Annotated in this window: 16 protein-coding genes and 1 tRNA gene; 4 read left to right on the top strand and 13 right to left on the bottom strand. The window is 60.5% G+C overall.

Annotated features, from left to right (window positions below):
• Positions 1-98: 98 nt before the first annotated feature.
• Positions 99-767: a hypothetical protein gene (locus tag FEV16_RS00400; protein WP_138165641.1), complete on the bottom strand. Its 669-nt coding sequence runs from the start codon at positions 765-767 to the stop codon at positions 99-101.
• A gap of 867 nt (positions 768-1,634) precedes the next feature.
• On the opposite strand from FEV16_RS00400, the gene FEV16_RS00395 reads away from it, so the two are divergent.
• The gene (locus FEV16_RS00395; RefSeq protein WP_246657174.1) at positions 1,635-3,947 is read left to right on the top strand and encodes a TonB-dependent receptor; all 2,313 of its coding nucleotides are present in this window, start codon (positions 1,635-1,637) and stop codon (positions 3,945-3,947) included.
• On the opposite strand, the gene FEV16_RS00390 is transcribed toward FEV16_RS00395, so the two are convergent.
• The 5 genes from FEV16_RS00390 to FEV16_RS00370 form a co-directional block, all read right to left on the bottom strand.
• A complete protein-coding gene (locus FEV16_RS00390) occupies positions 3,941-4,309 on the bottom strand; it encodes a Rieske 2Fe-2S domain-containing protein (RefSeq protein WP_138165639.1) in 369 nt (122 codons plus the stop codon). The genes FEV16_RS00395 and FEV16_RS00390 overlap by 7 nt on opposite strands.
• A gap of 73 nt (positions 4,310-4,382) precedes the next feature.
• Entirely contained in the window at positions 4,383-5,330 is a 948-nt protein-coding gene (locus FEV16_RS00385) for a hypothetical protein (protein WP_138165638.1), read from the bottom strand.
• 174 nt (positions 5,331-5,504) lie between these two features.
• Positions 5,505-5,593, bottom strand: a tRNA-Leu gene (locus FEV16_RS00380).
• A 45-nt stretch (positions 5,594-5,638) separates the two neighbouring features.
• Positions 5,639-6,148 carry a xanthine phosphoribosyltransferase gene (gpt, locus tag FEV16_RS00375; protein WP_138165637.1) on the bottom strand — a complete coding sequence of 170 codons (510 nt, stop codon included), beginning with the start codon at positions 6,146-6,148 and terminating at the stop codon, positions 5,639-5,641.
• A 27-nt stretch (positions 6,149-6,175) separates the two neighbouring features.
• On the bottom strand, positions 6,176-6,934 hold the full coding sequence (locus FEV16_RS00370) for a molybdopterin-binding protein (RefSeq protein WP_138165636.1): 759 nt from the start codon (positions 6,932-6,934) through the stop codon (positions 6,176-6,178).
• A 184-nt stretch (positions 6,935-7,118) separates the two neighbouring features.
• On the opposite strand from FEV16_RS00370, the gene map reads away from it, so the two are divergent.
• Genes map through FEV16_RS00355 form a run of 3 tightly spaced genes read left to right on the top strand, consistent with a single transcriptional unit; the run spans position 7,119 to position 10,098 of the window.
• Positions 7,119-7,955, top strand: coding sequence for a type I methionyl aminopeptidase (map, locus tag FEV16_RS00365; protein WP_138165635.1), 837 nt, complete (start codon positions 7,119-7,121; stop codon positions 7,953-7,955).
• Positions 7,952-8,671 carry a DNA repair protein RadC gene (gene radC, locus FEV16_RS00360; protein ID WP_138165634.1) on the top strand — a complete coding sequence of 240 codons (720 nt, stop codon included), beginning with the start codon at positions 7,952-7,954 and terminating at the stop codon, positions 8,669-8,671. Before map ends, radC begins: the two co-directional genes overlap by 4 nt.
• Positions 8,668-10,098 (top strand): DHA2 family efflux MFS transporter permease subunit, encoded by a 1,431-nt coding sequence (locus tag FEV16_RS00355; RefSeq protein WP_138165633.1) that lies wholly within the window; start codon positions 8,668-8,670, stop codon positions 10,096-10,098. The genes radC and FEV16_RS00355 overlap by 4 nt, the downstream gene beginning before the upstream one ends.
• 24 nt (positions 10,099-10,122) lie before the next feature.
• On the opposite strand, the gene FEV16_RS00350 is transcribed toward FEV16_RS00355, so the two are convergent.
• The 7 genes from FEV16_RS00350 to FEV16_RS00320 all read right to left on the bottom strand — a co-directional run bounded on the left by FEV16_RS00350 (position 10,123) and on the right by FEV16_RS00320 (position 19,329).
• Positions 10,123-10,821 carry an RlmE family RNA methyltransferase gene (locus tag FEV16_RS00350; RefSeq protein ID WP_138165632.1) on the bottom strand — a complete coding sequence of 233 codons (699 nt, stop codon included), beginning with the start codon at positions 10,819-10,821 and terminating at the stop codon, positions 10,123-10,125.
• Positions 10,818-12,917, bottom strand: a complete 2,100-nt coding sequence (locus FEV16_RS00345) for an ABC transporter ATP-binding protein/permease (protein ID WP_138165631.1) — start codon at positions 12,915-12,917, stop codon at positions 10,818-10,820. Before FEV16_RS00345 ends, FEV16_RS00350 begins: the two co-directional genes overlap by 4 nt.
• Positions 12,918-12,999: 82 nt before the next feature.
• Positions 13,000-13,332 (bottom strand): integration host factor subunit alpha, encoded by a 333-nt coding sequence (locus FEV16_RS00340; RefSeq protein WP_138165630.1) that lies wholly within the window; start codon positions 13,330-13,332, stop codon positions 13,000-13,002.
• 199 nt (positions 13,333-13,531) lie between these two features.
• Positions 13,532-14,356 (bottom strand): carbon-nitrogen hydrolase family protein, encoded by an 825-nt coding sequence (locus FEV16_RS00335; RefSeq protein ID WP_138165629.1) that lies wholly within the window; start codon positions 14,354-14,356, stop codon positions 13,532-13,534.
• 104 nt (positions 14,357-14,460) lie between these two features.
• Positions 14,461-15,099: a TetR family transcriptional regulator gene (locus FEV16_RS00330; RefSeq protein ID WP_138165628.1), complete on the bottom strand. Its 639-nt coding sequence runs from the start codon at positions 15,097-15,099 to the stop codon at positions 14,461-14,463.
• Positions 15,096-18,224, bottom strand: coding sequence for an efflux RND transporter permease subunit (locus FEV16_RS00325; RefSeq protein WP_138165627.1), 3,129 nt, complete (start codon positions 18,222-18,224; stop codon positions 15,096-15,098). The genes FEV16_RS00330 and FEV16_RS00325 overlap by 4 nt, the downstream gene beginning before the upstream one ends.
• Before the next feature lie 10 nt (positions 18,225-18,234).
• Positions 18,235-19,329 (bottom strand): efflux RND transporter periplasmic adaptor subunit, encoded by a 1,095-nt coding sequence (locus FEV16_RS00320; protein WP_138165626.1) that lies wholly within the window; start codon positions 19,327-19,329, stop codon positions 18,235-18,237.
• Between the last annotated feature and the right edge of the window lie 87 nt (positions 19,330-19,416).

Genomic DNA, 19,416 nt, shown 5'->3' with positions numbered 1-19,416 from the left:
GACAGAAGCGCGGCGAGCTTGGTCTTGAACCATCAATTCGTTCGTTCGCCACCTTTTCCTAGCCTTGCATCACGGATGCTATCTCCCCCGCCGCTCTTCTAGGAAAGTCTTGCGCTCTGATAATTCTCCAACAATCGGGGAAATCGGGCGCTTAGCGGGCCTTTGAATCGGTCAATCATGCTTCCAACCGATCCGGAATAAATTTTTCCGATTGTGTTGTCTCGCAGGTAATTGAGCCGGAACGTCTTACATATTTGCTCGCCGTCAGGTGAACATACGGACCCGGTGACTTCTTTGAAGAAAACTCCGTTGCTGGAAAGCCGGTCGAGCATCGAGAAAAACGACTCGATCAAAGCCAAATTTGTCTCGACTCCGCGAAAGCGCGGACTGACGCAAATTGAAACGAAATAGAGGTTGTAGATTCCTTGTTGGTTCAAATTTTTATATGGGGAGGCGAGCAATTTCGCTTCGCCAGACACGCCCGATTTTAAGCCGAAGTACAGGTCGTCTTCCACCACGGCCGTTTGCCAATAGGCTGCAAGATCGCGGTTCCCGGCCAGGATTGCTCGCCATGTCTCGGGGTTTTGCGAGAATATAGGAAGCCATTGGCGCAAGCTGCCTACGCCCTGGCATGTCTGCGAATAGAGCTGGCGATCGAGTTCTCTAATACGAGAGAGAATATCGCGAACGTTCAATCCAAATTGGTGCAATTCCGCTAGACCGACAACGCTCAAATTCGGCGACTCATACTTGTCGCAAACCAACACGATGCTCTCCTCTTGCAAGCTTTTTGGGCAATGGCCACAGCCGATAAGCACAAGAAAAGGAGCTTTTGTGTAGCAGCATGTGTCCAAACTGTTTCTGCCCAGAAACAGTTTGTCAAAATCAGTGACCAAAAGGCCACACACGGGCGAAATCAAATTTGGAATTTATTCGATAATTGACGCTCGCCTGCAATTCGCTACAGGCTTCTTTTGACCGGCCTTGAGCACGGTATCAGATGCGCAGCTTCACACGTCGTCTTTATTTAATCGTCCTTGCGCTCGCTCTGATCACGGCGAGCAACGAGAAAATTTGTCTCGCCGCATCTGCAAAGGCATCTAGCGCGCATCTCCACAAATGCGTGGCCCTCGTCTTAGGCGCCGACCGAGACTCACCTTCTTCCAATCAGGAAGGGGACCACGCGTGTTCACAGTGCCAGATCTGTTGCGATGGCGGAGTTTTTCTTGAGGCTTCAGCGACGTCGGTCGGCGTCGCCTATCAGGTCGTCTATCGGCGCAACTCAGCGGTCTTGGTCACTGGAGAGCTACAAGCATCCTCCAAAGGAAACCGTGCACGCGCTCCTCCAATTCGATCCTGATTGCAGTACTGGTCCGTTTTCTCAGCGGCCTTGACAAGCGTGCTTCCAAGCAATCGGGAAGCATCCCTTCCAATCATCTTCGAGGTTCATACTCGCCGGCGCCCACAACACGCGCCCGCCGAGAGCTTCGATCAAAGGAATTTCTATGTTCCGTCATCAAATCTCATTGGGCGTCAGCGCCTTCGCCTTGACTCTCGCCTGCACGACCGCTTCCGCCCAGCAGCGCCTCCCAACGATCGACGTCGGCGGCAAGAAAGCGCGTGTTACGAAGGTCATGATACCCGGACCACGCCCCACAGGGGCAACATCAGTCAGCGCCCCAAGCGCGCCGAGCGCTGACCTCGGCCCCACTGCAGCGGTACCCTGGTCCTTGGCTGATGCGAGGGCGCCTCTATCCCAGCCCAAAGCGCCCGACACATCTTCTAGCGCGAGAACTTTCACAGGCGCGCAGGTTAACGCGATACCCTTTGCCCAACCGACCGAAGCTCTCGAAATCGTGCCGGGGTTGCTTGTTGCGCAGCACTCGGGTTCGGGCAAGGCGATGCAATATTTCATCCGCGGCTTCGCGCTCGACCATGGCAACGACCTTGCCCTGTGGATCGACGGCATGCCGATCAATATGCCGTCACACGCGCATGGCCAGGGTTACGCCGACGCCAATTTCATCATCCCCGAGCTTTTCAGCACAGTCGAAGTGCGAAAGGGCCCCTATTTCGCCGACGGCGGCATTTTTGCCTCGGCGGGCCAAATAAACATGCAATATCTCGATCGGCTGCCCGAAGGGATACTGTCCGTCACGGGCGGCAGCTTTGGCTGGGCGCGCTCGGTTGTTGCAAAATCCTGGGCGGTCCAAGGCGGCGACCTGCTCGCCGTGGCCGAGGCCAATCACTATAACGGCCCATGGGAAATCGCCGAGAACACTAAGAAGCTGAACGCCTTCATTCGCTGGAGCCAAGGCACCCAGGCGAATGGCGTTTCATTGACGGCGATGGCCTACAGCAATCACTGGAACGCGACCGACCAAATTCCACAGCGTACGGTCGACGAAGGCCTGCTTTCCCGCTGGGGAACGCTCGATCCGACGACGCATGGCAATTCGAACCGCTGCAGCCTGTCCGCGCGCTGGAGCGAGACAAACGAGAACACGTTTTCACGCCTCGAAGGTTACGTGATCCGCACGACGCTCAACCTTTGGGATATGACGACGGGCATTTTGGAACATCCGGATCTTGGCGATCAGTTCCAGAACTTTGACCGGCGCACGATCTTGGGCACGAATTTTGTGCACGGCATGAATTGGAATGTTGGCGAAACGCCCATCATCACTCGCGTAGGTCTACAGGGGCGTTATGACGACATCCGCAACGGTCTGCAAGACAGCTTCGCGCGCAATCCTTTTGATACGCCTCGCGACGATTACATCAAGGAAGGCAATCTCAGCCTATGGACTGACACGACAGTCTTTTGGTCGCCCTGGCTGCGCACGACGATTGGCGGCCGCTTTGATTATCTCGCAGCATCGGTCAATTCCATCCAGACGCCGTTTGGCGCGCCATTCCGCGGGGACGGCAGCGGCGGCTTCTGTTTCAGCGGGATAGATACCGAGAATTGCTTCGCCTGGACCAGACCTTTCAACTCTGGAAGCAACTCGCAAACTATGGGCAGTCCGAAGGCGGGCCTAGTGCTTGGGCCTTTCAACAACAGCGAGTTCTTTCTCAACTTCGGGGAGGGACTACAGAGCACCGACGCGCGCGGCACGGTTGAGCATCTCGACCCCCACAACGGAACGCCATTCGCAGACCAGGGTTCGGTTCTATCCGCGCCATTACTCGTAAAGACTCGCGGGGCCGAAGCGGGCGTCCGCACGAAAGCGCTTCTTGAGGGGCTGGACACTTCACTGTCCCTCTGGTGGCAAGACTTCGACTCTGAAAATTTATTTCAAGGCGACGAAGGCACCACCGTGTTCGGGCGACCGAGCCGAAGGTATGGATTCGAATGGACCGGCCGCTACACGCCGACGACTTGGCTCAGCCTCGACGGCGAAGTCTCCGCCACTCATGCGCGGTTTCGTGGCCACGACGCCGTTCAGCAGGCGATCTACACCAGCATCGTCACTGGCGGAACGGAGAACGACGCGATCTTCCCCTGGAATGTGCGCGGCAATAGTCCCGGCAATTATCTGACCAATGCGCCAACCGTCGTCGCCACCGGCGGCCTTGAGATTGGCGAAAGGACTGGTTGGTTCGGCGCGCTGCGTTACCGATATTTTGGCGCGAGGCCGCTGACCGAGGATGGACAAATTCAATCCGTTCCGGCGGGCACGCTCAACGCTCGCCTCGGCTATCGCTTCGAAAATGGGTGGAAAGCGCAGCTTGACGCTTTCAACATCACCGATAACCGCGGCGATGCGATCGCCTTTGGCTACGGCTCCTTCGTGCGGCAAGACCTTCTGTTGTTTCCACATCCCGGCGAGTCGATTGGCATCATGGACCGCCACTTCAAGCCCGTGGACCCGCCAGCAGTGCGAGTGACGCTTATGGGACCCTTAACGATATTCGATGGGTATCTGGCGCCGCGTCCCTATTGAACTGAACTCTTGTGGTTCGTCGGAATCGCGCCGGCGCGCGCCGGCTTGATCATTCCGACATCCACCTGAATCTCGTCACCCTCCACACGAAGCGCATAGGGGTGGAGCGCATTGGGGACGAGATGCGTCACGCATTTGCCGCTTGTGCTGTCAAATCCCCATTGATGGTGCGGACAGGTGACGGTTTTCCCGTTGAATGTGGCTTCGCTCAACGGCATGTCGGCATGCGGACAGCGCCCGCGATAGGCTTTGAGTTCGCCCCCAGTCGGCCAGACCAGGAGCACGCTCTTTTTGCCGGCATGAAAGAGGCCCATGCCGCCTTCGCTCACGGCGCCGGTGTTACAAATTGTCGTGAACGCCATCAGAGTCGCTTTCAGAAAACCAGCCTCTGACAAGCGATAGCAAGTTGCGGACCAGCGAAGCCCTGCGCCAGACTTACCTTGGCGAAGCGAAGATTATTGTGAGCGTATCGCTAAGGCTTGCGCATTGGTCATATGGCTGCACTGTGCCTGATGGATAGCCGCAGTAGTACAGACTCCCGCCGGTTTCTGTTCCCGTAGGATTGCTGCCGCCGTTGCTCATCGGGCTGAAGAAGGCTTGATAGCAGCCCGTCCCCAAATTCCCTTTGCAGTTATTTGGAAGAGTCGGCGCAAGTGCGCTGTAACCGCATCTGCTTGGATATTTTGCATTTCCCAATGTGGGCGTTCCTGCGCAGGCGAAAGCGGCATGGCCCTTACTGCAGGAAACTTTAACTCCAAAATTGTAATTCGCAGGACCCTGGCTGGCGCAGTAGCCGGGAGGCGACGAAAGCAAATTCTGTTGGTTCGCAGGGTTCACTTGGTTGGGATTTAGCTGGGCCACATTATAGGTGACGCCGCTGACGGACTGTGTGTTTGAGTTGTCGTAGTAAGGGCAGTTTGGAAGCCATTGTGGGTCGTTGCAGGCGACCCCATTCGAGTCCACATGCCTTGGGATCACGCTAATGTCGTATCCGAGGCCCGTAGGGGTTCCGGATACTTCAATAAGCGTCATCGGTTGCAGAGAGGCGGGCGTACAGCCTGTCATCGGCGTGGTGTCAGCACAAATTTTATTCTGCGCGGAAGGCCAGCTTACCGAGCCCGTGCAAATAGCGCCTTTCGGAACGCCTAAGTAATTCCCATTTCCGCCAACCGTACACCCGCCCGAGAACGTGACTCCAGAGAGGAGACTCGCGCCGGTCGGGCCATAGACTCCGACATATATGAGCTGGCCGATCGTGTTGACGAACTTCACTGGGGCGCTGACATTCTGCGCATAACCGAACGGCGTAAAGCAGATCATCGCCCCCATGATCACTGCGAGCCGATACAGCGATCGTAAAATTGAGGATGTATCGTTCTTCATCACACACTTCCCTTGAAAATTGAAAGTTCGAAAGCGCCGAAATTGGCGCCCGACGATAAACAACAGTTCTGTCTAGCTTAAGCTAATAGCTATCGGCAGGGTTTGTCTATGGCCGGGGCGCAAACAGAAGGCGGAGATTCCGGCGATGGAGGGCTAAACAGGAAAGATGCTGGCTGGTGCGGGCGGCCGGAATCGAACCGGCACAGGCCTTACGGCCCTACGGATTTTAAGTCCGTTGCGTCTACCAGTTTCGCCACGCCCGCAAGCCGTTCGTATATAGGCGGCGCCGCAACAGAACGCCAAGCGCTTTATAGGCGGCGGCGCGGCTTCGCGTCCGGCTTGCCGATCGGCGCCTGAAACGACAGTCCCGTGTCCCACGGAAAGAAGATCCAGGTGTCTTGCGAGACCTCGGTGACGAAGGTGTCGACCATCGGCAGGCCCTGCGGCTTGGCGTAGACGGTGGCGAAATGCGCGTCGGCCAGCATGTCGCGCACCGCCTTCGCCGTCGCGCCCGTGTCGACGAGATCGTCGATAATGAGCACTTCAGCGCTCGGCCGGGCAAGAATCGTGTCAGTTAGAGGTTTGAGCACCTGCACCTCGCCGCGCTCCGTCTCTTCATGATAGCTGGCGACGCAGACGGTCTCGACGACCCTTATGCCGAGTTCGCGCGCCACGATCGCCGCTGGAACAAGGCCGCCGCGCGTCACCGCCACAATCGCCGAAAATCCGCCGATAGAGGCGAGACGCCAGGCAAGCGCGCGCGCGTCGCGATGGAAAATGTCCCAGGAGACCGGAAAAATCTTGTCGGACCCGTACATCTTCTCAAGCCTCCGCCGTCGCGGCCTTTAGCGCGCGAGTTCCTTAGATAGCGCCTTAATCATCGCCCGCGCCGCCTCCGCCGCGCGCCCCAGGAGCGCCGCGTCGCGGCTGCGCAACACGATCTGATTTCTGAACCCCGCGCTGGTGAAAGCAGGATAGGAGCCGACGCTCACGCCCTCATGGGCGCGCGCGATCTCTTCCAGCCCTTCGGCGTACGCGCCTTCGGGAACGCCGTTGGCCTCGATGGTTTCGACAAGCACCGGCGGTCCGGCCGCGAGCTGCGGCCCGATGACGTCCATCATGTTCTGCATGATCATCGGCACGCCAGCCATGACGATGACATTGCCGATCCAAAAACCCGGCGCTTTGGAGATGGCGTTGAAAACGAGCTCCGCCCCTTTTGGAATGCGCGCCATTCGCCGGCGCGCGGGATTGAGCTCGCCTTCCGAGAAGCGCTCCCTAAGCAGAGCGATGGCGCGCGGGTCCTCGCCGATGTCGACGCCAAAGGCGCGGGCGACCGCGTCGGCGGTGATATCGTCATGCGTCGGTCCGATGCCGCCCGTTGTGAAGACGTAGGTGTAGCGGGAGCGCAGCGCGTTCAGCGCCTCGACGATCGCCGCCATGTCGTCAGGCACAATTCGCGCCTCGCAAAGATCGACGCCGATCTGCGCAAGATAATTCGCGATGTAGCGCGTGTTCACGTCCTGCGTGCGGCCAGACAATATCTCGTCGCCGATCACGAGAACCGCCGCGCTTGCCGGCCTGTCTGCCGTTTCTTGCGCCATCACCGGTCTCCCACTCATTAATTATGACTATGGCGGCCGCGAACGCCAGCCCCGCTTGGCTCTTGGCGCGGCTTCGCCCATGCGACCTGAAGGGCGCAGCCCACCCACGAGCCTTGCTTTGCCGCTCCAAACCATTACTTTGCGAGTAAATCCTTCGTCCAAGAACCCCGAGCCGCCGCGATACATGACCTTTGTCGAATCCCATCTCGCGCCCGCTGCGCGCAAAAGCGGGCAGATCAAGCTGCATGGCCCCAAGGACTTCGAGGGCATGCGCGCCGCCGGCAGGCTGACCGCGGAGGCGCTCGACATGCTGGTCGGACACGTCAAGCCGGGCGTGACGACGCAGGCGCTCGACGATCTCGTTTTCGACTTCGCGATGGCGCATGGCGCCTATCCAGCCCCGCTCGACTACCGCGGCTATCGGAAATCCATCTGCACCTCGATCAACCATGTCGTCTGTCACGGCGTGCCGGACAACAAGCCGCTGCGCGAAGGCGACATTGTCAATATCGACGTGACGTTTATCGTCGACGGATGGCATGGCGACGCCAGCCGCATGTTTGCCGTGGGCGAGATTCCGCGCCGAGCGCAACGCCTGATCGACGTGACCTATGAGGCGTTGCTGCGCGGCGTCGCGGCCGTGAAGCCGGGTGCCACGACGGGCGACATCGGCGCAGCGATTCAACAATATGCCGAAAGCGAGCGTTGTTCGGTCGTGCGCGATTTTTGCGGTCACGGCCTCGGGCGCGTTTTCCACGATGAGCCGAATATTCTGCACTATGGCGTGAAGGGCGAGGGCGTCGAGCTGCGCCCGGGCATGTTCTTCACCATTGAGCCGATGATCAATCTCGGCCGTTCGCAGGTGAAAATCTTATCGGATGGCTGGACGGCCGTCACGCGCGACCGCTCGCTTTCCGCGCAGTTCGAACATTCGGTCGGCATCACCGAGACGGGCGTGGAACTCTTCACGAAATCGCCGGCGGGGCTCGACAATCCCTCAGCCGCGCGCGCCGACGCATGAAGAAGGCGGCTGACGCCGCAACAGGCGACGGCCTTCGCGATTCTGCGCCACACTTTCACGGTCATCGGCAGCGTCTGCGCGATCGCTTCATGGACGCAGGCGAAGCGGCGCTCGCTGATTACGAGATGCTGGAGCTTTTGTTGTTTCGCGCGATCGCCCGGCGCGACGTGAAACCGTTCGCCAAGGCTCTGATCGCACGTTTCGGCTCCTACGCCGAAACCGTCGCGGCGCGTCCCGAGCGGCTTCGCGAAGTCGAGGGTCTTAGCGAATCGGCGATCGTCGAAATCAAGCTTGTTGAAGCCGCGGCGAAACGTCTGGCGCGCGGCGCCTTGCAAAAGCGCCCCGTGCTCTCTTCATTCATGGAGGTGCTCGACTATTGCCGAACGGCGATGGCGTTCTCTGAACGCGAAGAATTCCGCATCCTGTTCCTCGACAAGCGCAACGCGCTGATCGCCGACGAAATTCAGGGCGTCGGCACCATCGACCATACGCCGGTCTATCCGCGCGAAATCATACGTCGTGCGCTGGAGCTCGGTTCGAGCGCGCTCATCCTCGCGCATAATCACCCTTCGGGCGATCCGACGCCTTCAGCCGCGGACATACGCATGACCAAGGACATTGCCGCAATCGCGCAGCCTTTCGGCATTACGGTGCATGACCATCTCATCGTCGGCCGCCATGGCCATTCAAGCTTCAGGGGGCTGAAGCTCATTTGACGCGAAGCTCCGCTACAGGCGTCGAGGTTAGCGCAACGCGCTCCTACTTCGTCACGCCGCTCATCATCGCCACCGCGCTCTTCATGGAGCAGCTCGACGGCGCCGTGCTCGCCACGGCGCTGCCGGCGATGGCGGCCGATCTTCACGAAGATCCAGTGGCGCTGAAACTCGCGCTGACTTCGTATCTTCTTTCGCTTGCGGTCTTCATCCCGCTTTCCGGATGGGCGGCGGATCGTTTCGGCGCGCGGCGCGTGTTTCGCGCCGCAATTGTTGTCTTCACCTTCGGCTCGATCCTCTGTGGCCTCTCCAATTCGCTCGGGGCGATCGTCGCTTTTCGTATCGTGCAGGGTCTCGGCGGCGCGATGATGACGCCAGTTGGAAGACTCGTGCTGCTGCGCACCGCGCCGCGTCACGAACTCGTGCGCGCCATGGCCTATCTCACCATCCCAGCGTTGATCGGTCCCTTGATCGGTCCGCCGGTCGGGGGCTTCATCGCCACCTATTTTCATTGGCGTTATATTTTCTGGATCAACGTGCCGATCGGGGCGATTGGCGTCATGCTTGTCACGCGGTTCATTCCTGATCTGCGCGAGGAATGGACGCCCCCGCTCGACGTCGCCGGCGCGATCCTTTCAGGCGTCGGCCTCTCCTGCCTCGTCTTCGGCTTCACCATCGCCGGGCGCGGATTCGCGCCGGCGCCTATTGTCGCCACGATCATTGCGCTGGGCGCAGCGGCGCTCTTCACTTATGTCCGCCACGCGAAACGAGCGCCCTATCCGATTGTCGACCTCAATCTCCTGCGCATCCCGACCTTTCGCGCGGCAGTCGTCGGCGGCTTTCTCTTTCGCATCGGGCTTGGCGCAACGCCCTTCCTATTGCCGCTCTTGCTTCAAGTGGGTTTTGGACTCTCCGCTTATGAAGCTGGTCTCCTGACCTTCGTTTCCGCGGCGGGCGCGATGCTGATGAAGACGACCGCCCAGCCGATCCTCAAGATGTTCGGCTTTCGGCGCGTGCTGATCGTCAATGCGCTTATCTCCGCCGCTTTTCTCGCCTTCAACGCTGCGTTCTCGGCGGCGACGCCGCATTTCGTCATCATGGGCGCGTTGCTCGTTGGCGGCTTCTTCCGTTCGCTGGAGTTCACTGCGCTCAACGCGCTCGCCTACGCGGACGTTAAAAAAGACGCGATGAGCCGCGCGACGAGCTTCGCCTCCGTCGCGCAGCAACTATCGCTTTCGACGGGCGTCGCGGTCGGCGCCGCGGCGCTGGAGGCGGCGCGCGCGCTGCGTGGCGGCGGCGCGCTTCAGGCGGCGGATTTCACGCCGGCTTTTTGTGTCGTGGCCGTAATCTCGTTGTTTTCGATCGCAAGCTTCCTGCCGCTCGCATCCAATGCAGGCGACAACCTGACCGGGCGCGATCAACATGCGTAAATTTCGCCGGCGATCGGCGGGCGCCTATTCGGCGCGTCGCGCGCGAAAGCCTGTCGCCAGCACGTAAAGCTCCGCCGAATCTGCGCGGCTCGCCGCTGGTTTTACGTGGCGCACCGTCGCGAAATCGCGCTTAAGCCTCGCGAGCAGTTGGCCTTCAGTGCCGCCTTGCAGAACCTTCGCGACGAAGAAGCCGCCTTCCGCCAGCACGTCGCAGGCGAAGTCGGCTGCAAGTTCGGCGAGCGCGACGATGCGCAGATGATCAGTCGCCTTATGGCCGGTGGCGTTCGCCGCCATGTCCGACATCACGCCGTCAGCCTCGCCGCCGAGCATGTTCTTGATGAATTGCGGCGCGTCAGGATCGTTGAAATCCTTTACGGCGAATTCGACGCCAGCGATGGGCTCCATGTCCAGAAGATCGACGGCGACGACTCTGCCTTTCCCCTCCTTCGCCTTTACCCGCGCGGCGGCGATCTGCGACCAGCCTCCAGGGGCGGCGCCAAGATCGACGATACGGCCGCCTGGCTTAATAAGATGATAGCGGTCGTCCATCTCGATGAGCTTATAGGCCGCGCGCGAGCGATAGCCCTCGCGCTTTGCCCGCGCGACATAAGGATCATTGAGCTGGCGCTCCAGCCACAGCGTTGAAGAGAGCGAGCGCTTGCGCGCAGTCTTGACGCGCGTCTTGAGCGACCTGCCGCCTTCGCGCCCCGAGTCCTTCGTCACGCGTGCACCTTGTCGCGCGGGCTAAAAACTCCCCCGGGCGCCGGCTCCATGACAATGTGTCGATCATGGAAGGCGTGCAGAGTCGATCGATGGCCGATCGAGACGATAGTCGTGCGTAGCAACCGTTCGCGCAGCATCGCGTAGATGTCTTCTTCGAGCTTTTCGTCGAGCGCCGAAGTGGCTTCGTCAAGGAAGAGCCAGTCGGGTTTCGCGAGAAGCGCGCGGGCAATTGCGACGCGCTGCTGCTCGCCGCCAGACAGCCGCTGCCCCCAGTTGTTTTCCTCGTCCAAGCGCTCGACGAAAGGCGCGAGCCGCGCGGCGCGCAACGCCTCCTGAATTTCGGCGCGTGAGTAGTCACTGACCCGGCCGGGATAGACGACTGCTTCAGCGAGCGCGCCCATTGGAATATAGGGGCGTTGCGGCGCGAGCATTACCTTTGCGCCGCGCGGCGTCAGCACGTCGCCCGAGGCGTAAGGCCAGATGCCGGCGATCGCGCGAAACAACGTCGACTTGCCCGAGCCGGACGGGCCCGTAAGCAGCGTCGAATGGCCGGCGGCGATCGTCAGATCATCCGCCCTCACGATTTTGCGTCCATCGGGTAATCCGAGGATCAGCTCGCGCAGGCGGATGTCCGCGCCATCGGCTGGCGAGACAATCTGCGTCGCGGACATCTCCGAACGCGCCGTCTCGATCGCATGGTCGAACGACGTCAACCGGTCGAGCACGGATTTAAAATTGGCAAGAGAGGTGTAATAGTTGATGAAGAAGGTCAGCGCGCTCTCTACCCGCCCGAAGGCGCTGGCCGTCTGAGTCATGACGCCGAGTTGGATGCGGCCGGCGAAATAGAAGGGCGCCGTGATCACATAAGGGATGATCGGCGAGAGCTGACCGTAGGTCGAGGTAAACGCCATCAACTGCTTACGCTTCTGCACAATCGCCAGATAGTTGACGATGATGCCGGCGAAGCGCCGAAGCAGCGAGCCGCGCTCGGCGGGTTCGCCGCCGAGCAGCGCGATCTGCTCGGTGTATTCGCGCAAGCGCGCCAGCGAAAAGCGAAAGTCCGCCTCGCGCCTCTGCCGATCAAAATAAAGTCCAACCAGGGAACGGCCGATAAGATGCGTCACTATTGTTCCCACCGCCGCATAGAGCAACACCACCCAGAACAGGAAGCCAGGAATATAAATGTCAGTGCCAGGAAGCGGGTAGTTGCCCGAAAGATCCCACAGCACATAGGCGAAAGAGACGAGCGAACTTAAGGTCGCGATCAGCAGGATCGAATAGGAGTAAACGCCGTAACCTTCTTCTCCGCCGCTGATGAAGCGATTGACGTCTTCAGCGATGCGCTGGTCTGGATTGTCAGCCCCGCCGCCCGCAAGCGCCATGCCGTAATGCGTATGCGCGCCGAGCCAGCGCTCGATGTAGTGCTCCGTCAGCCAACGACGCCAGCGGATGATCAGCATCGACTGCAAAACGAATTCAACGATCACGGAGGCCACGTATACGAAGGCCCATGGCGTGAACACGAAGAGAAGCTGTCGCCAGAACTCCGCTGCGTTCTTCTCCTGAATGGCGTTGAACCAGTCGCGATTGAAGAAGGACAGGCGCACGGTGATGCCGACCTGACCTTGGTTCAGGAGCACCAGCACCACCACCATGGCGATGGCGATGGCGCTCTCGCGCGCCGCGAAAGGCTGAAACGGCCAGACGCGCCCTTCACCACGCTCGCGGGAATCGAAATAGAGATCGGCAATGCGCGTCATCTCCCGAACCACGCCAATATGCGAGATCGCATAAACGATGATCGAGAACACCGCGACGGTGAGCGGCATGGTTTCAGGCGGCGCGTAATCCTTCAGCGATTCCGGCCACAGGCCTTCCGCCTGCGCGAGACCGACAAGACCGAAGAGAATGGTCTCAGTCGAGAACATGAAAGCGAAGATCTTCAAGAAGCTCGACATGTCTCGGGCGCGCCAGGTCGTGTAGGCGCAGAGCGCCGAGGCCGCGGCCAGGACAAACAGGCTGGAGGCGCCTTTGTGGGCGCTGACCAACGCGGTAAGGGCCGCGAAGACGGCGACCGCCACGCTCAATTTCTGCATCTTTCACCTTGGATATGAGAAGCCGCTCGGCTCGCCGCGAACGTATCGCTGGCGATGGCCGTCTCGCCCCATGATAGAGGAATCAGTCCTCTTCAGGAATGACCGCGTCCCCGTTGACGTGGGCGACGAGTACGGGCGAAGCCTTGAAGGTCAGCACTCGACGAGGCGTTATAGCGGCTTCAACGCCAGTTTTCGGATTGCGGCCGATGCGCTCACGCTTGGCGCGCACATTAAAGGTCCCGAAAGACCGCAATTTTACGGACTCGCCTCGCAGCAAAGCTTCGCTGATCTCATCGAAGGTCGCGTCTAAAATCTTACGTGCTTCGGCGCGGGAAAGCGAAGGGCAGCAACCATAAACGGCTTCTCGCAGCGCCGCCCGGGTCAAGGTGCTGCCTGGGGCAGTTCTTCTTACCATGTGAATGAAACGCTCAATGATTGTTTTGTCGGGACTGGGCTAAACACAAATCCCCCCTCAAGCTTCTGGCAATCGTAACGTGGCAAATAGAGCGGGCGCCGCTGAGCGCCCGATGCCGCGGTATAGTAAGAATAAATTACCGATATGCAAGGGGGATTTCCGCTCTCTGACCTCTGCGCCTAGGCGGCGGTCACCTACGTCAAACCGCCAATTTCACCTTGTGTTGCGCCACAGGAATCATCGCGCGCACCTTACGAATGCGTTCGACGTCGACGTAAGAAGATACAAGCCCGGGTCCATCCGAAGCCTTTGCGACGACTTGACCCCAGGGATCGGCGATCAGCGAATTGCCGTAGGTAAAGCGCGTCTCGTGCCCGGCTTTGTGCGCTCCAGTCTGCGCCGGGGCGCAGAGATAGGCCTGCATCTCGATTGCGCGCGCGCGGCAAAGGACTTCCCAATGATCCTTGCCGGTCACGAGCGTAAAGGCCGCCGGCAAGGCGACGATATCGACTCCCTTATCCGCGAGCGCCTGGAAAAGATATGAGAATCGCAAATCGTAACAAATCGCGCAGCCGACGGTGAGTCCTTCGCAATCATAGGTGACGACGGAATCGCCGGGCTTGAAGGCGGCGCTCTCGTGATATTTGGCGCCGTCCGGCGCCGTGATGTCGAACATATGGATCTTGCGGTAGCGCGCGACCTCTTCGCCTTCGCGATTGAAGGCGACGCTGGTGTTATGCAGCCGCGCTTCGCCGGGCGCCTTTTCGAGAATGGAGCCGGCGTGGATGAAAACCTTGTGCTCGCGCGCAAGCGCCTGACACATTTCATAAGCAGGGCCGCCAGGCAGCTCTTCGGCCGCCGCCATCTTCTCGGCGCGCGAGCCGCCAATGAAATCGAAGACTTCCGGCAAGCAAATCCAGTCCGGGCGCTCCTGCATGACTGCACGCTCGATCAGAGCGCGCGCATTGACGAGGTTCAAGGCCTTGTCGCCAACGGAATTCATTTGAACCAGAGTAACCTTCATCGATCGTCCAATTGCTACGGCGCGCGACATGAGGGGTTGCGCGCGATCTCATAGGGGAGCGCTTATTATACGTGGCCTAGGCCGCAGGTATAGGTCGGATTGCGCTAGCGCGGCAAAGCAGGACCAAGATCGCGGAAGCCTCCGCGCAGCGCTGCAATGCAAAATTCGATCATTTGCGCGCTCGTCGGAGTCGGTCGATCGGCGCATTCCACCATCAACCTCGGATGGCAGAAGCGAATGCAGGAAGTGTGCACGAGCCGTGCAGCAAGCTGCGCATCGTCTTTGGCGAATTCGCCGCTCTCCATGCCCGATCGAATGACCTCTTCGATCGCAGCGTCGATACGATCGATGTGATCCGAGATGATCGGCCAATTCTCGTCGAGCGCCGCTTCAACCATGTCGTGAAGCTTGCGATCGGCGACGTAGCGCTCCGCGTTCATCGATTCATTCGACAGAATGAGAGCGCGCAGCCGCTCAGACGCCGTCCCGGGTCCGCGCGCGATGCTCTGCGCCGCCTCTTCCACCTCGCTCATCAGCTGCCGCGCGACGGCGGCGTTGATCTCCGATTTTGCGCTAAAGAAGCGATAGACGTTCGCCGGCGACATTCGCAGTTCTCGCGCGATATCGGCGACCGTGGTCTTTTGGAAACCAATCTCCCGGAAAAGGCGTTCGGCCGTGGCGATGATTCTCTCGCGCTGCTCGGTTTCGCGCGCGCTCTGCGCGCTCGCGCCCATTACGCTCATTCGGCCGCTCCCCTCGCAAGCCCGTTGGCCAAAGTCCCGATCCGCGCGCCTTCGGCTTCGACCAGTCCCTCGCCAAGATGACGGCGGAACCATGTCGCGTAAAGCGCAGGCAGGAAGAGAACTGTGAGAAAAGTGGCGACGAAAAGCCCGCCCATGATCGTTAAGGCCATCGGCCCCCAAAAGGCGGAATGCGACAACGGAATCATGGCGAGAATCGCCGCGAGCGCGGTCAATGCGACGGGCCGCACCCGCCGAATCGTCGCGCCGATGATCGCTTCCCGATATTTCTCGCCGCGTTCGAGATCCTGACGCACCTGATCAACGAGAATGATCGAATTGCGCATGTCCATGCCAGAAAGCGCGATGAGGCCAAGCAGCGCGACAAAGCCGAAAGGCGCATGGGCGACATTGAGCGCGAGCGATGCGCCGATGACGCCGAGCGGCGCGCTCATCATCACAAGCGCGACGCGGGTGAAATTCTGCAATTGGAACATCACGATCGTCAGCATGACGAGACCGACGAGCGGAAAAACCGCGAAGATCGATGCGTTGCCCTTTTTCGATTCTTCAATGGCGCCGCCCATTTCGATCCGGTAGCCGGGCGGAAGATGCTCACGTATCTGCGCGAGCTGCGGCCAGATCCTCATCGTCGCGTCAGGCGCCTGCACCCCATCTTTCACGCCTGAGCGCACCGTAATGCTCATATCGCGATTGCGCCTCCAGAAAATCGGCTCTTCATGATCGTAGACGATCTTCGCGACCTGCGAGACCGTCACCGCTTTGCCGTCGCGGGCGTAGACGACCATGTCGCCGATTCTCGAGAGATCGCCGCGTTCCTGGGGAACGGCGCGCGCAACCACTTCGACCTGATCGATCCCGTCGCGCAGGGTCGCGATCGTCACGCCGGAGATCGCCAGGCGCAGCCTGTTCGACACGTCCTGCGGCGTCAGCCCGAGGAGCCGCGCGCGATCCTGATCGATCACGAGGCGCACGCGCGGCGTTTGCTCATTCCAGTTCAGATGCGGATCGTCGACGCCATCGTCGCCACGCATGACGTCGCGGACCTGATAGGCGATGGCGCGCACGGTCGCGGGATCGGAGCCGACGACCCGAAACTGCACGGGGAAGCCGACGGGCGGACCGTAATAGAAGCGATCGACGCGGGCGCGCGCCTGCGGCACAGCGCCATTAGCGATGGCGGCCTCAAGCTTCTTCTTCAAGCGTTCGCGCGCCTCGATGTCCTTGGCGACGATGACGATCTCGGAATAGGCTTCATTCGGCAGCTGCGGATTGAGGCCGAGCCAGAATCGCGGCGGCCCCTGCCCCACATAGCTTGTGTAAAGCGCCGCATCGGGATCGTCCTTCAGGAGCGCTTCGGCCTGTTTCGCCGCCTCAAGCGAAGCGCCGATCGACGAGCCTTCGGGAAGACGCAACTGGAAGAAGAGCTCCAGCCGCTCGGCGTAAGGGAAGAATTGCTTCTGCACCACGAAGAAGCCGAAGACGGCGAGCGTGAAAACGCCGATGACGCTCGCGATCACAACGCCGCGATAATCCACCGCCCAAGTGACGACGGCGCGCAGCCAGCGATAAAAGGGCGTCTGGTAGATTTCGTCTGGATCATGATGCGGATGCAGTTTGGCGAAGTCTGGAAGTAGCTTCACCCCGAGATAGGGCGTGAACATCACCGCGACGAACCATGAGGCGATCAGCGCGACGAGCAGCACCCAGAACATCGAACCCGTATATTCGCCGACGCCGGAATTGGCGAAGCCCACCGGCAGGAAACCCGCGGCCGTAATCAGCGTGCCGGTGAGCATCGGAAATGCCGTCGAATCCCAGGCGAAAGTCGCAGCTTTGATGCGGCTGAAGCCCTGCTCCATCTTCACCATCATCATTTCGACGGCGATGATCGCGTCATCAACGAGTAGCCCGAGCGCAATGATCAGCGCGCCAAGGGAGATGCGCTGGAGATCGATGCCCAGCGGGCCCATGAAGATGAAAACGATCGCGAGCACCAACGGCACTGAGAGCGCGACGATGATTCCTGTTCGAAAGCCGAGCGAGATAAAGCTCACGCCGAGCACGATCACTAAGGCCTCGAGAAACGAGCGCGTGAATTCGCCGACCGCTTCTTCGACGACCTTCGGCTGATCGGCGATCTGATCAATATCGACGCCGACGGGCGTCTTGTCGCGCATCTCTTGGACCGCAGCGCCGACGTTCTCCCCGAATTTGAGGACGTTGGCGCCCTTCGCCATAACGACGCCGACGACAATCGCCGACTGGCCCTTGAAGCGCACGAGAAAACTTGGCGGGTCCTCAAAACCGGCATAGACATTGGCGATGTCGCCGAGACGGATCACCTTGCCGTTCGCTTCGACCGGAATCGCGGCGATGGCGTCGGGACCCTTGAGATCGCTCGTGACCTGAACCCGCACGCGATTCGATGAGGTCTCGAAAACGCCGGCGTCGTTGATGGCGTTCTGCTTGGCGAGCGAGTCGAAGACCGCCTGAGGCTGGATCGCCAGGCTCGCGAGCTTCGCCTCGCTGAATTCGACGAAGATGCGGCGGCCTTGGTCGCCGTAGACGTCGACCTTGACGACGTCCTGCACGCCGAGCAGCCGCTGACGCAGCGACTGGACCACCTTGTCGAGAACGTCATAGTCCGCGCCGTCGCCGGTGACCGCATACATCACCGTATCGACGTCGCCATATTCGTCATTGACTTGCGGACCGCGCACGCCCGCTGGAAGCGCCGGCGCAATGTCATCGAGCTTCTTGCGCAACTGATAGAAAAGCTGCGGCACGTCCTTTGGCGGCGTCGTGTCCTTGAAGGTCACTTGCATCGCCAGAAAGCCCGGTTTTGTGTAGGTCTCGATCTTGTCGAGGAAAGGCAGTTCCTGAAGCTTCTTCTCCAAAGGGTCGGAGACTTGATCGCGTATCTCCGTCGCCGTCGCGCCGGGCCAAGAGGCGGTGACGACGGCGACCTTGATGGTGAAGGAAGGATCCTCCGCGCGGCCGAGCCGCAGATAGGAATAGACGCCGGTCACGCTGATCCCGATCATAAGAAACAGCATCAGCATCGGCCGTTGCACGGCCCAGCGCGAGAGGTTTACGCCAGCCATGGGCAACCTCTCACAATGACTGCCGCGAAATTGCGCGGACTTTCATGTTGGGATCGAGCTTGTGAACGCCCAGAACGACGATGTTGTCGCCATCTTTGACGCCGCCGGCGACAAGCGCCGAGTCGGCCTCCAGGCGAACCAGGGTTACGGGAACGAGCTGCAGATTCCCTTCGCCATCGACCTTCCACAACGAGGGTCCTGAGCCCTGATTATAGATCGCCGAGAGCGGCACGCTCATAACGGGCTGCGCGTCCGACCCGGAAATGCGCAGCATCGCGCTCATTCCAAGCGCGATGGCCGAATCAGGATTGAGAATGGAGAAGCGCGCAGCGAAGGTGCGCGTAACAGGATCGGCGGCGGGGCTCAATTCGCGCAGTTTGGCGCGATAGACTGCGCCAGGCTTTGACCAGAGCGTTAACGTCGCCTCGCCCTTTCCGGCCGCCGCGGCGAAGGCTTCCGGCAAGGCGACGGCGGCCTCCAGTTCGCCGGCATGCGCGATGCGCACGGCAGGCTGCCCCGACGACACCACCTGTCCGGGATCGACGAGCGTTTGCGTGACGACGCCGTCCGCTCCCGAGCGGAGCGTCGCGTATTCCAGCGCATTGCCGGCGAGTTCGACGGCGCGTTCCGCCCGCCGGAAGCGTCCCCGCGCCTCTTCCCCGCCGGCGCGCGCCCGATCGAGCGCCGCCTGAGCGACCCAGCCCTTGCTGCGCAGGTCAGCGGCGCGCTTTTCGTCGGCCAGAGCCTGCGTCTGCGCCATGCGCGCTGCAGCGAATTCCGCATCCGCCTGCTCCTTCTGGAGCCGCAGATCCTGCTCGTCGAGCGCTGCGATCGGGTCGCCCGCCTTCACCCGCTGCCCCACCTCGACGAAGCGCTTGACCACTTTGCCGGCGACGCGAAATCCCTGATCGGACTCGACCCTCGGACGGATGGTGGCCACGAATTCGCGCGTCTGCGACTGCGTAGCGTAGCGTGCAGGGGCGACAAGCACCGATCGCTCGGACCGCTCGCTCTCCTCCGAGGAACGCCGATCCTTCCCGTTGCAGGCGGCGAGCGCTGCGGCGAGCGCAATGAGCGCGCAAAGACTTAGGCGATAGCGGAGCATCGAATTCCCCGGCGCGAGCCGCGTGGTTCCTGCTGACGACTTTCAATAATCGTCAGTCATCAGGCGTTCGTCAACTGCAAAGGCGGA

Source organism: Methylocystis sp. B8, from assembly GCF_005771425.1.
In the GTDB taxonomy this organism is placed as follows: domain Bacteria; phylum Pseudomonadota; class Alphaproteobacteria; order Rhizobiales; family Beijerinckiaceae; genus Methylocystis.
The sequence above is the reverse complement of the archived record's forward strand: the minus strand, read 5'-3'. Positions and strand labels throughout refer to the sequence as shown.

What these genes read in the sequence shown, in the direction of transcription:
- gpt (WP_138165637.1), bottom strand. Translation starts at nt 6,148, where the DNA reads ATGTACGGGTCCGACAAGATTTTTCCGGTCTCCTGGGACATTTTCCAT.
- FEV16_RS00345 (WP_138165631.1), bottom strand. Translation starts at nt 12,917, where the DNA reads ATGCAGAAATTGAGCGTGGCGGTCGCCGTCTTCGCGGCCCTTACCGCG.
- radC (WP_138165634.1), top strand. Translation starts at nt 7,952, where the DNA reads ATGAAGAAGGCGGCTGACGCCGCAACAGGCGACGGCCTTCGCGATTCT.
- FEV16_RS00340 (WP_138165630.1), bottom strand. Translation starts at nt 13,332, where the DNA reads ATGGTAAGAAGAACTGCCCCAGGCAGCACCTTGACCCGGGCGGCGCTG.
- FEV16_RS00370 (WP_138165636.1), bottom strand. Translation starts at nt 6,934, where the DNA reads ATGGCGCAAGAAACGGCAGACAGGCCGGCAAGCGCGGCGGTTCTCGTG.
- FEV16_RS00330 (WP_138165628.1), bottom strand. Translation starts at nt 15,099, where the DNA reads ATGAGCGTAATGGGCGCGAGCGCGCAGAGCGCGCGCGAAACCGAGCAG.
- FEV16_RS00390 (WP_138165639.1), bottom strand. Translation starts at nt 4,309, where the DNA reads ATGGCGTTCACGACAATTTGTAACACCGGCGCCGTGAGCGAAGGCGGC.
- FEV16_RS00385 (WP_138165638.1), bottom strand. Translation starts at nt 5,330, where the DNA reads ATGAAGAACGATACATCCTCAATTTTACGATCGCTGTATCGGCTCGCA.
- map (WP_138165635.1), top strand. Translation starts at nt 7,119, where the DNA reads ATGACCTTTGTCGAATCCCATCTCGCGCCCGCTGCGCGCAAAAGCGGG.
- FEV16_RS00395 (WP_246657174.1), top strand. Translation starts at nt 1,635, where the DNA reads ATGATACCCGGACCACGCCCCACAGGGGCAACATCAGTCAGCGCCCCA.
- FEV16_RS00320 (WP_138165626.1), bottom strand. Translation starts at nt 19,329, where the DNA reads ATGCTCCGCTATCGCCTAAGTCTTTGCGCGCTCATTGCGCTCGCCGCA.
- FEV16_RS00335 (WP_138165629.1), bottom strand. Translation starts at nt 14,356, where the DNA reads ATGAAGGTTACTCTGGTTCAAATGAATTCCGTTGGCGACAAGGCCTTG.
- FEV16_RS00325 (WP_138165627.1), bottom strand. Translation starts at nt 18,224, where the DNA reads ATGGCTGGCGTAAACCTCTCGCGCTGGGCCGTGCAACGGCCGATGCTG.